The organism is Shewanella sp. 10N.261.52.F9, assembly GCF_041471165.1.
In the GTDB taxonomy this organism is placed as follows: domain Bacteria; phylum Pseudomonadota; class Gammaproteobacteria; order Enterobacterales; family Shewanellaceae; genus Shewanella; species Shewanella marinintestina.
Map to the genome: position 1 here is coordinate 413,440 of NZ_JBFRNX010000023.1, position 12,791 is coordinate 426,230.

The 12,791-nt window shown below is 43.5% G+C and carries 11 protein-coding genes and 5 tRNA genes; 3 read left to right on the plus strand and 13 right to left on the minus strand.

All coding sequences use genetic code 11. From position 1 onward, the window contains the following. Positions 1–156 precede the first annotated feature (156 nt). The 7 genes from kdsA to hemA all read right to left on the minus strand — a co-directional run bounded on the left by kdsA (position 157) and on the right by hemA (position 7,150). Positions 157–1,005, minus strand: coding sequence for a 3-deoxy-8-phosphooctulonate synthase (gene kdsA, locus AB4298_RS16160; protein WP_012156339.1), 849 nt, complete (start codon positions 1,003–1,005; stop codon positions 157–159). Between the two features lie 68 nt (positions 1,006–1,073). Next, the gene (locus tag AB4298_RS16165; protein WP_248998721.1) at positions 1,074–2,342 is read right to left on the minus strand and encodes a DUF819 family protein; all 1,269 of its coding nucleotides are present in this window, start codon (positions 2,340–2,342) and stop codon (positions 1,074–1,076) included. A 200-nt stretch (positions 2,343–2,542) separates the two neighbouring features. Further along, positions 2,543–3,331, minus strand: coding sequence for a transglutaminase family protein (locus AB4298_RS16170; RefSeq protein WP_248998722.1), 789 nt, complete (start codon positions 3,329–3,331; stop codon positions 2,543–2,545). After that, on the minus strand, positions 3,331–3,726 hold the full coding sequence (locus tag AB4298_RS16175; protein WP_248998723.1) for a SirB2 family protein: 396 nt from the start codon (positions 3,724–3,726) through the stop codon (positions 3,331–3,333). Before AB4298_RS16175 ends, AB4298_RS16170 begins: the two co-directional genes overlap by 1 nt. Before the next feature lie 185 nt (positions 3,727–3,911). Continuing rightward, positions 3,912–4,754 (minus strand): peptide chain release factor N(5)-glutamine methyltransferase, encoded by an 843-nt coding sequence (prmC, locus tag AB4298_RS16180; RefSeq protein WP_248998724.1) that lies wholly within the window; start codon positions 4,752–4,754, stop codon positions 3,912–3,914. Positions 4,755–4,800: 46 nt separating this feature from the next. Continuing rightward, positions 4,801–5,886: a peptide chain release factor 1 gene (gene prfA, locus AB4298_RS16185; RefSeq protein ID WP_248998725.1), complete on the minus strand. Its 1,086-nt coding sequence runs from the start codon at positions 5,884–5,886 to the stop codon at positions 4,801–4,803. Positions 5,887–5,899: 13 nt separating this feature from the next. Then, entirely contained in the window at positions 5,900–7,150 is a 1,251-nt protein-coding gene (gene hemA / locus AB4298_RS16190) for a glutamyl-tRNA reductase (protein WP_248998726.1), read from the minus strand. Positions 7,151–7,419: 269 nt separating this feature from the next. Between hemA and lolB the strand changes: the two genes are divergently transcribed. The 3 genes from lolB (at position 7,420) to AB4298_RS16205 (ending at position 9,944) form a co-directional block, all read left to right on the plus strand. Then, on the plus strand, positions 7,420–8,079 hold the full coding sequence (gene lolB / locus AB4298_RS16195; protein ID WP_248998727.1) for a lipoprotein insertase outer membrane protein LolB: 660 nt from the start codon (positions 7,420–7,422) through the stop codon (positions 8,077–8,079). Beyond that, positions 8,076–8,930: a 4-(cytidine 5'-diphospho)-2-C-methyl-D-erythritol kinase gene (gene ispE, locus AB4298_RS16200; RefSeq protein ID WP_248998728.1), complete on the plus strand. Its 855-nt coding sequence runs from the start codon at positions 8,076–8,078 to the stop codon at positions 8,928–8,930. Before lolB ends, ispE begins: the two co-directional genes overlap by 4 nt. Before the next feature lie 66 nt (positions 8,931–8,996). Further along, positions 8,997–9,944, plus strand: a complete 948-nt coding sequence (locus tag AB4298_RS16205; RefSeq protein ID WP_028769213.1) for a ribose-phosphate pyrophosphokinase — start codon at positions 8,997–8,999, stop codon at positions 9,942–9,944. A gap of 92 nt (positions 9,945–10,036) precedes the next feature. Here AB4298_RS16205 and AB4298_RS16210 read toward each other — a convergent pair whose 3' ends face one another. The 6 genes from AB4298_RS16210 to AB4298_RS16235 form a co-directional block, all read right to left on the minus strand. Next, complete coding sequence (locus AB4298_RS16210; protein ID WP_371987482.1) at positions 10,037–11,809, minus strand: hypothetical protein; 1,773 nt, start codon at positions 11,807–11,809, stop codon at positions 10,037–10,039. 310 nt (positions 11,810–12,119) lie between these two features. Beyond that, positions 12,120–12,194: transfer RNA gene (locus AB4298_RS16215), tRNA-Gln, on the minus strand. Between the two features lie 20 nt (positions 12,195–12,214). Then, positions 12,215–12,299: transfer RNA gene (locus AB4298_RS16220), tRNA-Leu, on the minus strand. A gap of 86 nt (positions 12,300–12,385) precedes the next feature. After that, positions 12,386–12,460, minus strand: a tRNA-Gln gene (locus tag AB4298_RS16225). 20 nt (positions 12,461–12,480) lie between these two features. After that, positions 12,481–12,565: transfer RNA gene (locus AB4298_RS16230), tRNA-Leu, on the minus strand. A gap of 86 nt (positions 12,566–12,651) precedes the next feature. After that, positions 12,652–12,726 (minus strand) — tRNA-Gln (locus AB4298_RS16235). Between the last annotated feature and the right edge of the window lie 65 nt (positions 12,727–12,791).

Here is a 12,791-nt window from a genome sequence, read left to right on the forward strand (position 1 = left end):
AAGGCGACTTAATGTCGAGTATTTTTATAACCTACTAGAATAAATGTCTAATCTGTATTTAAACTTAAATTATCTCGTCAAAAACAATAAAACCCTGCACTAAGACAGGGTTTTATCTTTTTTAACAACGAACTAGAAGAATAAAATACTTTAAAGTTACTTGCTAGTGTCAATAGGCTCAAACGACTTAACTAAATCATCAATCGCTTTCATTTGGGTTAAGTAGTTTTCTAACTGATGTAACGGCAATGCACATGGACCGTCACACTTGGCGTTATCTGGATCTGGATGCGCTTCGATAAACAAACCTGCTAAACCAAGCGCCATACCGCTACGAGCAAGCTCTGTGGCTTGAGCGCGACGTCCGCCAGCACTGTCGCTACGTCCACCTGGACGCTGCAGTGCATGAGTCGCATCAAAAATCACTGGGTAACCTGTTTGCTTCATCTCGTCCATGCCTAGCATATCAACAACAAGGTTGTTGTAACCAAAACTTGAACCACGTTCGCAAAGCATGATTTCATCATTACCCGCTTCATTAAACTTAGTGATGATATGACGCATCTCATGTGGCGCAAGAAACTGCGGCTTTTTCACGTTGATGATTGCGCCAGTCTTTGCCATAGCAACGACTAAGTCAGTTTGGCGTGCAAGGAATGCTGGCAACTGAATCACATCAACAACTTCGGCAACAGGTGCACATTGGTGTACTTCATGCACATCTGTGATCAACGGTAGATTGAAAGTCGATTTAATCTCTTCAAAGATCTTTAACCCTTCTTCCATGCCAGGACCACGGTAAGAATTCACTGATGAGCGGTTAGCCTTATCAAAAGAGGCCTTAAACACATAAGGGATCCCTAGCTTTTGAGTAACTTCGGCATAGGTTTCAGCAATTTGCATTGCTAAATCGCGTGACTCAAGTACGTTCATACCACCAAACAGCACAAAAGGCTTATCGTTAGCGATCTCAATCGAACCTAAACTAATGATTTTATTGCTCATCAATCTTTTCTCTCTTCGTGAGCCAAGGCTATGCCTTGGCGTTAATCAACTAGGTTTTAACTGCAGCCTTAGCCTGCTACAGCCTGTAAAATCTGGCCACAGATCCATGCCATATAAGTGCCTAAAGCATAGCCCAATACCGCCAGCAGCACACCTACTGGCGCAAGAGCGGGATGGAACGCCGCAGCAACAACTGGCGCCGATGCCGCACCGCCAACGTTGGCTTGGCTACCCACTGCCATATAAAACAATGGTGCTTTAATCAATTTAGCCACGATCAGCATAAAACTGGCGTGTACTATCATCCAAATCATACCAATAGCAAAATACCAAAGGTTTTCAGCGTCTAATAGCTTAGAAACGTCCATATGCAAACCTATGGTCGCCACTAGAATATACAAGAAAGCAGTAGCAACTTTTGATGCTCCAGCCGCTTCAATGTGTCTTACTCGGGTAAACGATAAAGCTAAACCGATCGTGGTTACAGTGACGATTAACCAGAAGAACTTAGACGTTAAACTGTAATCACGCGTCCATGGGTAGTTGGCTTCAAAAAATGGACCGAGTAAATCAGCGACGATATGGGCAAAACCTGTCACACCAAAACCAATCGCCACAATCATCATTAAATCATTGAGGCTTGGAATACGTGCATTTTCGGCATGGTATTTTTCAACTTTATCTTTCAAGGCTTCAAGTGCGGTGGTATCCGCCCCTGTTTTGGCATCGATCTGCTTAGCTTTTGACGCCATAAACAGCAACACAGCCATCCAAATATTGGCTACGATGACATCGACAGTCACCATAATCGAGAAGATATCACCGCCAACTTCATAAATCTCTTTCATCGCTGCTTGGTTAGCGCCACCACCAATCCAACTCCCCGCAAGCGTAGTCATGCCTCGCCATACGGCATCTGGCCCAGTCACGCCCAAAATTTCAGGATGAATAGCCGATACGATAAGCAGCGCAATTGGGCCGCCAATAACAATACCCACAGTTCCGGTTAGGAACATGATTATCGCCTTAGGCCCCAAGGAAAGAATCGCCTTTAAATCGACACTTAAGATCAATAATACCAAACACGCTGGCAGTAAGTAACGCGAGGCCACAAAATAAAGCTCTGATGTTTTGCCGTCGATAATATCAAATGTGTTCAATAACGAAGGCAAGAAGTAACACATTAACAATGCCGGTACGAAGGTATAAAACTTCTTCCAAAAAGGGTTGCTACTGTTACTGGTGTAAAACACAAAGCCAAGCACTACCGCTAAAATACCTAACGCAGTTGCGTCATTTGTCACCAGCGCACTGGTCACTGTATCCGTACTACTCATGAACTCTATCCCCTAGAAATTGGCAATGATTTGCCTATTTATTATTCTTACAATTCAATTTGTTGGTGTTACTATTTTTATTTTTAATTGACGCTTTTGCCATCGCTATGTGGCGGCGTCTTTTACTTATAACGATTTTCAAACAAGGCTAGAATACACTCTAGCAACACAACAGGGCCTTGAAGGCCCTGTTGTGATACTTAATGGAAAGTTTCTACTTCCTCTCTAAGTTCTTTTAATTGCATTTTCACCAGCTCTATAACCGGATCATGCGGGCTATTTTCAACAAAGTGAGTTAAGTCTGCTGTAGCCACACTTATACAACCCAATTGTTGTGCAATAAAAGCACGCTCACGATTTAAATTTAAATCGTCACTATGCCACTGCAACAGTAAGTTACAACATTCTAGTGCAGGCTCGAAATTATGCGCGACAATGCTGCCAGCTTTCATTTCGTGGATCATACGAGAAATAATGCGCTTGATTGTCGCAGGCTTTAAATAACTAGGCTTAAACTTAGCCGAGTTACCTAGTTCCCCTCTTACAAACACATGTAACTGATGCTTTGACAAGCTCGCGCCAGTCAGTGGGTCAATGTAGCGCACTTCATCGTCTATTCGGCTACAAAGCACTGTTTGTCCAGGCAAGAGCAGCAAATCAAGAGTTAAGTCGAGTTGCTTACCCAACAGCATTAATACTGTTGCTAACGTCGTGCTATTACCTTGCTTCGATGTTAGGCACTTGCCTAAATCTGCCGCTTCTGCGCTGTAATATGCTTCGCGAGCACAAAAACCTAAATCGTTGTAAAACCATTTAAGTAAACCGTTTAAACGGTCGTGCCTATCAACAACATAAAAACTCAACACAGAGCCCGCTAATTCAAGCCAGGCCCAGTTTGCATTTTTTTGCTTAGAAAACCCCAAGTGCTCGGCAATTTCAAAAGCCGTTTCAGGAAGCCGTATTGAGTCGTTTTGCGTTAAATCAGCCATTAACCGAGCAACACCCCTTGCTTAAGGATCGCAAGTTTAGCGGCATAAACAACCCAGCCAATTGCGCCAAAGGCAGCAAAGACTTTAAATAATGTATTGCGGTTTGCTTTAAGTGCTATTGTGGCCAGCACGATATATGCAACAACGGCTCCTAGCTTTTCAGTCATCCATGGATCAACAAAAGGATACTGCTGAATAGAGAAACATAAGATCAAACCAGATAACAGAAGGAACGTATCGATAACGTGTGGCGCAATTTTAATTGCTTTCTTTTCTAATACGGGTGACTTGCGCATGTGCAGTACGAAACGGACTAGGAAAAACAATACGCTAGTCGCAATAAGCGTCATGTGCATGTGCTTAAACGCAGGGTACAAACTGTAAAAAGTTTCCATGAATAAAGATCTGTTTGCTGACAAAGGCGGCTAGTGTACCCCATACTTTTATCCATAACCAATATCCCGCGATAACAAGCAGAGGAACAGCGCAAACTTTAAACAACAAAGCCGGGTTTAGCATTTAACCGCCAATAAAAAAGGCACTATCAATAGTGCCTTTACATACATCTACAGCCTGGCTATTAACGTGGCCAACGGCCTAGTGTACAGCGGTCATTACTACCAAAATCACGTACAGTGGCAACGTTTTCATAGCCAAGTTCAATTAACTTTTCTCTTAGCTCAATTGCTTGCTGGTAACCGTGTTCAAGTAGCAAATAACCACCTGGTGCTAAATAGTCACGAGCACAATCGGCAATATGAAACAGATCCGCAAAGCCTCTTAATGGCGCGGTTAATGCACTTTGCGGCTCAAACCTCACATCTCCTTGTGAAAGATGTTCATCTTCTTCATCGATATAAGGTGGATTAGACACAATCAGATTAAAGTCGTAACACTCTACAGCGTCAAACCAGTCGCTTTGAAACACATCAACTTGTTCGAGCTTTAGGTTGGTTCGGTTTTCTTTCGCAAGTTCAACCGCATCATCCACTTTATCAATCGCACATACCTGCCACTCATTGCGTTCATGCGCTAGCGATAAAGCAATAGCACCAGTTCCTGTACCCAAATCGAGCACTTTAGCATTTTCAGCCAAAGGCAGATTCAGTGCCGTCTCAACTAAAATTTCAGTGTCTGGACGTGGAATTAACGTGGTGGGATTAACTCGAAACGGCAGAGACCAAAATTCGCGTTCACCAACAATGTGGGCAATCGGATTGCCGCGAAGACGCTTAGCAAGCATCTGCTTGAACTCAAAAACCTCTTCAGGTTCTAAGCTCTTTTCTGGCCAAGTGTATAAATAGCTACGCGGCTTGCTAATAACATGAAGCAACATCACCTCAGCATCAAGCGATGCTGAGTCTGAAATGCTTTCAAGCTGCGAAGAGGCCCACTTAAGCGCCCCTGAAATAGTTAATTGCAAGGAATATCCTTATTCTTCTATAGCACAGTCATGAGGGGAGTAAGGTTTAGCCTTCGCCCAGTGCTGCAAGCATATCCGCTTGGTTCTCTAAAATGAGAGGTTCAATAACACAATCGATATCACCTTCCATAAATTCACCTAAACGATACAGAGTTAAGTTAATTCTGTGTTCACTTACGCGACCTTGTGGGAAGTTATATGTACGGATACGTTCTGAACGGTCACCAGATGACACCAAGTTACGACGCGTGCTTTCTTCAGCACTACGGCGCTTCTCGTCTTCTACCGCTTGAATACGAGCAGAAAGTACACTCATCGCCTGGGCACGGTTTTTATGCTGTGAACGTTGATCCTGACACTCAACTACAATACCCGTTGGAATGTGGGTAATACGAATCGCCGAGTCAGTTTTGTTAACATGCTGACCACCGGCACCTGATGCACGGAAAGTATCCACTTTCAAGTCGGCTTTATTAATTTCAATCGCTTCAGCTTCTGGTACTTCCGGCAATACAATAACAGTACAAGCAGAAGTGTGTACGCGGCCCTGTGATTCAGTCTCTGGCACACGTTGTACGCGGTGTCCGCCTGACTCAAACTTAAGCTTACCGTAAACGCCTTCACCGCTAATTTTAGCGATCACTTCTTTGAAGCCGCCATGCTCACCTTCGTTGGTGTTCATGACTTCGATTTGCCAGCGTTTGCCTTCAGCAAATTTACTGTACATGCGGAATAAGTCACCCGCAAAAATAGCAGCCTCATCACCACCCGCGCCAGCGCGGATTTCGATAAAGCAGTTATTATCATCATTAGGATCTTTTGGCAGTAGCAGAATTTGCAGTTCATCTTCTAATTCTGCAATTTTTGCTTTTGCTTCTTTGTACTCTTCCTGAGCCATCTCTTTAAGATCTGCGTCATCTTCTTCCATCATCTCTTTGGCAGACTCTAAATCTTCTTCTGCTTGCTGAAATGCTTTAAAAGCGCTAACAACGTCTTCTAACTGAGAGTATTCCTTAGACAAGGCGCGAAAACGCTCCTGATCAGCGATAACACCAGCATCGCTCAGTAACGCCAATACTTCTTCGTTACGTTCAAGTAAGCCTTCAAGCTTACGAATCACACTGTCCTTCATTTAAACGCTAACCTTAGTCTTTATCTAGTCCAAGCACAGCTCTTAATTGTCCAAGAGAATTTAAATCCCCTTGGCGACTCGCAGCGGTAAGCGCTTGTGTCGGTGCATGGATCAGCTTGTTAGTAAGCTTATTGGCAAGCTCCAGTAAGACTTGCTCACTGTTACCACCTTGGGCCAACTTATTGACCGCTCGCTCTACCAACTCATCTTTGATCGCCATACTTTGGGTGCGATATTCACGGATACTGTCTACCGACTCTAATGAGCGGATCCATTCCATAAATAGATGAGCTTGATCGTCTGCAATTAATTCTGCTTGCTCGGCAGCCTCTCTTCGAGAGGCCATATTCTGTTCAATAATGCTTTGCAGGTCATCGACGGTATAGAGAAATGCATCATCTAAATCCGCGACTTCAGCTTCGATATCTCGAGGAACTGCTATATCTACCAACAACATAGGTTGATGACGACGTTGCTTAAGCGCTTTTTCTACCATGCCTTTACCAAGAATTGGCAACGGGCTAGCCGTAGAGGATATCACGATATCGGCCTTAGGGAGAAAATCTGGGATCTGTTCTAGTGTAATAGCTGTTGCGCCGAACTCATCACACATGGCTTCGGCACGTGAAATTGTACGGTTTGCCACCACCATGGCTTTAACACCATTGTCTTTTAGATGGCGTGCAACTAGCTCAATCGTCTCACCCGCACCGACCAATAGTACCTGGGTCGTACTCAGGGAAGAGAAGATATGCTTAGCCATACTTACTGCGGCAAATGCGACAGATACGGCTGCAGCACCAATTTCAGTTTCAGTACGGATCTTTTTAGCGACGGAAAAGGTATTTTGAAATAACTTATCCATTGTTGATGCGACGGTACCCGCTTCTTTTGCTTTTACAAAAGACTGTTTCACTTGGCCTAAAATCTGCGGTTCACCCAAAATCAGTGAATCAAGGCCTGCCGATACTCGCATTAAGTGTTTAACCGCTTCTTGACCTTTATATTGGTACAAGCAGGGCTCAACATCTTCATGAGAAAGTTGATGATAATCTTCCAGCCAGGCAACAACGTCAGCGGCTTCACTGTTGTTACAGTAAAGTTCTGTGCGGTTACAGGTGGAGATAATGACGGCTTCGCCCGATTGAGTACGAGACGCAAGACTCTTCATAGCATCATGAATTCTGTCTGGTGCGAATGCGACTTTCTCGCGTAGGTCGACCGTGGCCGTTTTATGGTTAATTCCGATTGCTACAAGGCTCATTTGACTCGTTCTGGACTCTTGGGCATCTCATTTATGGCTGCCATTCTACTGAATTGATTTTGTTAAAAACAGAATACGCTTAACAAAACCGAATAATAATCTCTGTTCTTACCCATTTTTTCAATTAGCATCACTTTTTTAACTATTCATATATAGATATGTCACGCTTAAACGACATTAAGCATTGTACAAATAGTTATTTTTGCATATGGGCATTGGTAAATTACTCAAGCCCTCGTATCATAAGGGCTCTTTTATATCAGTAATAGATGAATAATTTGAGCAGCTTCACAAAAAACACTTATCTATGGGTGATATTGAGCATCTTTTTAATTAGTGGTTGCTCAACTACCATACCAGACAACCTAGTTCCCGTCTCTGTTAACAAAGTGCAGCAGGCTCGTGCGTGGGAAATGCAGGGAAAACTTGCAGTTAGAACGCCTCAAGATAGATTTAGCACTAATCTATATTGGCTTCATAGCCCAGATCGCGACGAGTTAAAGTTAACCACAATGTTAGGTACTACGGTCTTGTCTTTATCCAGCCAAGCTGGGCTTGTTACACTAGAGGTGGATGGCCAGACTTATCAAGATACTGACGCTCAGCGTCTACTAACTCGTGTATCTGGCTGGTCCATTCCGCTTGATTCATTGCCACTGTGGATAACAGGTCAACTAACACAAGGCGATGAGCTGATTAGTAGTGATAGTCAGCAGCGTCCAATAAAGATAATCAATGCCGAGCAATTACCACCTTGGGAAGTCGAATTTAGCAGTTGGCAAACCCAAAGCGGCGCCGAAGTACCTCGCCTTCTCAAGTTACAACGAGATAACCTGCGCTTAAAATTGCAATTAACCCAATGGCAAGCTCTTGCTCCCCAAGGGCAGACACTTATTCAACCCACCTCTGACACTGAGAATTCTTTATGACTGCGTCACTTTCATTGGGCTGGCCAGCACCAGCAAAGTTGAACCTGTTTTTACATATCAATGGCCGCCGAGAAGATGGCTATCATGAACTACAAACTCTATTTCAATTTGTAGAACATTGTGATTACTTAGATTTCAAAGTATTAAACAAGCCAACACTCAAGTTACACTCCAACTTAGCAGGCGTTGTCGCCGACAGCGATAACTTAATTCTCAAAGCCGCAAAATCACTCCAAAGTTATACCAATTGTCAATTCGGTGCAGAGATATGGTTAGACAAACGCTTACCTATGGGCGGAGGCTTGGGAGGAGGCTCATCAGACGCGGCAACGACACTAGTAGCATTAAATCAGCTATGGGAAACCGGGTTATCAACGCAGGAATTGGCAAAGCTTGGTTTAATGCTTGGCGCTGATGTACCTGTTTTTATTAATAGTTTCTCAGCATTTGCTGAAGGTGTAGGCGAAAAGCTGATAAATGTAGAACCACTTGAAGCTTGGTATTTAGTTTTGATTCCACAAGTACATGTATCGACTGCTGAAGTATTCCAAGACCCAGATCTGCCACGTAATACCCCAAAGCTAAGTCTTGAGACATTAATGAGTAGCTCTTGGCAAAATGACTGCCAAGCATTAGTCGCAAAACGTCACCCTCAAGTTGCCAAGACCTTGGACTGGCTGCTAGAATATGCGCCGTCCAGAATGACCGGAACAGGAGCTTGTGTTTTCGGTCAATTCGAACAGGAGCATGAAGCTAAAGATGTATTGGCGAAATTGCCTGCATCGATTCAAGGCTTTGTTGCAAAAGGGGCAAATATATCGCCGTTAGCATTGAGATTAGCTCAATGCTAACCAACATTCTGGGATACTTTTTTAATCCCAGCCACTATCATGAAGCATACGCCTGAGGTTCATACAGTGCCTGACATTAAACTTTTTGCCGGTAACGCAACACCTAGTCTCGCTAAGAAGATAGCCGATCGTCTATTTTGTAAACTTGGAGACGCAGAGGTAGGCGTTTTCAGTGACGGCGAAATCAGTGTCCAAATTAATGAAAATGTACGTGGTGCGGATGTATTCATCATTCAATCTACTTGCGCTCCTACTAACGATAACCTAATGGAACTTATCGTTATGGTTGACGCGCTTCGTCGTGCATCAGCTGGTCGTATTACAGCGGTTATTCCTTACTTTGGTTACGCACGTCAGGACCGCCGTGTTCGTAGTGCTCGTGTACCTATCACAGCTAAAGTTGTTGCGGATTTCCTTTCAAGCGTTGGTGTTGACCGCGTATTGACTTGTGATCTTCACGCAGAGCAAATTCAAGGTTTCTTTGATGTTCCAGTTGATAACGTGTTCGGTAGCCCAGTTCTACTAGAAGATATGTTAGCTAAGAACCTAGAAAACCCAGTAGTTGTTTCTCCTGACATCGGTGGTGTTGTTCGTGCACGTGCTGTAGCTAAACTATTAGATGATTCTGACCTAGCAATCATCGATAAGCGTCGCCCACAAGCTAACGTTGCTCAAGTAATGCACATCATTGGTGACGTTCAAGGCCGTGACTGCATCATCGTTGATGACATGATCGATACTGGCGGTACACTATGTAAAGCAGCCGAAGCACTAAAAGAGCACGGTGCAAATCGCGTATTCGCTTATGCAACTCACCCTGTATTCTCTGGCAACGCAGCTAAGAACATTGCTGAATCAGTAATTGATGAAGTGATTGTAACGGACACGATTCCATTGAGCCCTGAAATTGCAGCTCTAGACAAAGTTTCACAGCTGACAATGTCTACAGTGATGGCAGAAGCAATCCGCCGTGTAAGCAATGAAGAGTCTATTTCTGCAATGTTTAAGCACTAATTCATTACGAATTAAGCTGAAACTAAAGCAGTAATAAAAACGCACTCCATGGAGTGCGTTTTTTATGCCATCAAATTATTCAACTACCCCATTCACGAAGTCCTTAATTCTGTAGGCAGATTTTTAATAAACTGACGATACTTAAGCTTATTCAAAAGCTTGTGACCATACTTCTGCTGAATAAGTGGTAGTGTATACTGAAGATGAAAACCACCAAAACGAGCAATGTCTATACTGTTCAAATATCGATTGACCAAAGGCAAGTAATCAATATTAAATCCTGCCAAGTTCAAAACAACATCAGATAATGCTGCTTTATTTTGGCGACTTCTTAGTAAGTCGGCATCACTAAAAGCACAGAGGTTATCCACCATCTGCATCATGAGCTCTGCCGCACCCGGTATCTTAATAGCCATTGCGGCAAATTCGGCTTCTGGCCGTTTACTGCCATCTTTATCCTCTATCAGCCACTCGAGACGATTCCCCTTTATATGCTCAGCCAAACAAGCCGTTCGCTGCTGCATTTGTTGGAGCCCCTCAAGTAAACATTCAGGCAAGGCAAGATAATCGATACTAATGACGTTGATGCCGTCTGGTGTGAACGCCATTCTATGCGCCTCAGACATTTCTAATTCTGCTTGCTTGCCTTCTTGATAGCTGACTATCTGTTGCTCGATTTCATTATCACAGGGCTTAACCTCACTAATATCTACGATTTTTATATCAAAGTTGATCACAGCCAATTGCTCACTGTTTAGCATCTCGAGGTGATAGCCATATTGATTAAATGCTACTTGATTAAGTGGATTTAGTTGCTCTCTGGTCTGATTTAATCGTGTCGGTTTCAATAGTGGTGACATACCTGCCAACTGGTAGCTCTGTTCGCTACCGCTCAAATAGAGCTTACGCAGAATGCCATCAGTCCAACAGACCCAACAAGCATCTTCATGTTCGCTAAAGCGAATACCTTTAAGGGTATCAACCCACTCTTCCAGAGCGTCCTCCACTACATCATCATCTATATCCTCATCTGCAAAATAGGCTTGCAGAGTCTGACGATTCTCAGAATCAAGCATCGGATCTGTATCATTGTCGTACCAACGAAGTGTGTTCACCCATAAAGTGTTGAAGCTGTTAAGGTCGATTAGCTGCAGCTGAAAACCCAGTTGAAGATCAACATCACTTTCTTTGCATGGCAGTGCATCGACGAAAGGAAGCAATGCCAGATCTCTGTCAGTGCAAAGACCAAGCATATTTTGAGTCTTGAAGCTGCCAGTGGCAGGTAAGCTGTCGAGAAGATGATAATCAGTTGTGCCGGTTACCGGATCAATACACCAAAAGCCTTGGCTTCTTTTGTTCAGTTTCCTGCTGCGATTTTGATAGAAAAGAAAGTTACCGTCACTCCGGCGATGTAGCTGCTGAATATCGAGATACTCTGGCAATTGCATTTCGGCAAAAAGGCTCCAATCTCTTAAAGACCAGCCATACAAGCGGTCGCCCTGTTCATCATCAATTTCTGCTGTAATGGCGTACCAGAACTCCTGCCGAGCTTTATCAAGCCAGCCTTTGCCACCATGAACTCCCAATACCGCTAAAGTGGTTTGCAAAGCCAGGTTGCCCTGAATATCCCCTCTATATATAAGCCCTGCAGTCGTCGCGACAACAAACTCATCATCGTTATAAAACGCTGCCAAACTAATATCATGTTCACTACGCAGTCCATCAAGCTCAAGCTGCCAATGCAATGTATTACATCCGTCTGGCAAAGGAGATAGCAGCTGTAACTCAATCGAGTTAGTCTGGCTAATGATATGTAATATATAGGCTGGTTTCATCATTGATCCCATGAGTTCTGTAGCAAACATTTTAACCCGTTAAATCGACGAAGTTATAATTTAACGCGGTAGTGATTTGGCATTATTTTTGCCAATTTATTATACCTAGCAGAATTAGAAATTGATTCACTCAAAGAAATATTGAATATAGTAATTCAATCATATAGATGAAATAACAGTACCTGTTCGATTACGAATTTCAGCGAACTCAAATTTAATCGTCGTTGAAAGCAGTAAAGTGATGGTCTGAGCGGTATAGAAAGATATGTTAAAGCGATTCGAAAGGGGTATAAAACGCCAAATGCAAAAAAGCTCATCCTAAGATGAGCTTTCTTTTATATGGCTGGGGTACCAGGATTTGAACCTGGGAATGCCGAGATCAAAACCCGGTGCCTTACCGCTTGGCGATACCCCAACAAAACTGGTTAAACTCGATGGTACGGGAAGAGAGACTTGAACTCTCACACCTTGCGGCACCAGAACCTAAATCTGGCGTGTCTACCAATTCCACCACTCCCGCATCGAAGTTTACTGCAAGTTACCTTGCTTCATCTTACAAGCAATAAAGTTTATAAGATAAGGTCAATAAATTAACCTTTTAAAAAATGGCTGGGGTACCAGGATTTGAACCTGGGAATGCCGAGATCAAAACCCGGTGCCTTACCGCTTGGCGATACCCCAATAAATCTTGTTAAATTCGATGGTACGGGAAGAGAGACTTGAACTCTCACACCTTGCGGCACCAGAACCTAAATCTGGCGTGTCTACCAATTCCACCACTCCCGCATCGAACTTTGCTGCAAGTTTCCTTGCTTTTATCTTACAACCTCTAGAGCTTATAAGACAAGGTCAATTGCTCAACCTTTTAAAAATGGCTGGGGTACCAGGATTTGAACCTGGGAATGCCGAGATCAAAACCCGGTGCCTTACCGCTTGGCGATACCCCAATCAATCTTTCTTACTCACAACCAGCCATGGCTAATCATGCTAAATAAATGGTACGGGAAGAGAG

Excerpts from the sequence above, each read along its gene's own strand:
- kdsA (WP_012156339.1), bottom strand. The coding sequence starts at position 1,005 with ATGAGCAATAAAATCATTAGTTTAGGTTCGATTGAGATCGCTAACGAT.
- AB4298_RS16165 (WP_248998721.1), bottom strand. The coding sequence starts at position 2,342 with ATGAGTAGTACGGATACAGTGACCAGTGCGCTGGTGACAAATGACGCA.
- AB4298_RS16170 (WP_248998722.1), bottom strand. The coding sequence starts at position 3,331 with ATGGCTGATTTAACGCAAAACGACTCAATACGGCTTCCTGAAACGGCT.
- AB4298_RS16175 (WP_248998723.1), bottom strand. The coding sequence starts at position 3,726 with ATGGAAACTTTTTACAGTTTGTACCCTGCGTTTAAGCACATGCACATG.
- prfA (WP_248998725.1), bottom strand. The coding sequence starts at position 5,886 with ATGAAGGACAGTGTGATTCGTAAGCTTGAAGGCTTACTTGAACGTAAC.
- hemA (WP_248998726.1), bottom strand. The coding sequence starts at position 7,150 with ATGAGCCTTGTAGCAATCGGAATTAACCATAAAACGGCCACGGTCGAC.
- lolB (WP_248998727.1), top strand. The coding sequence starts at position 7,420 with ATGAATAATTTGAGCAGCTTCACAAAAAACACTTATCTATGGGTGATA.
- ispE (WP_248998728.1), top strand. The coding sequence starts at position 8,076 with ATGACTGCGTCACTTTCATTGGGCTGGCCAGCACCAGCAAAGTTGAAC.
- AB4298_RS16210 (WP_371987482.1), bottom strand. The coding sequence starts at position 11,809 with ATGTTTGCTACAGAACTCATGGGATCAATGATGAAACCAGCCTATATA.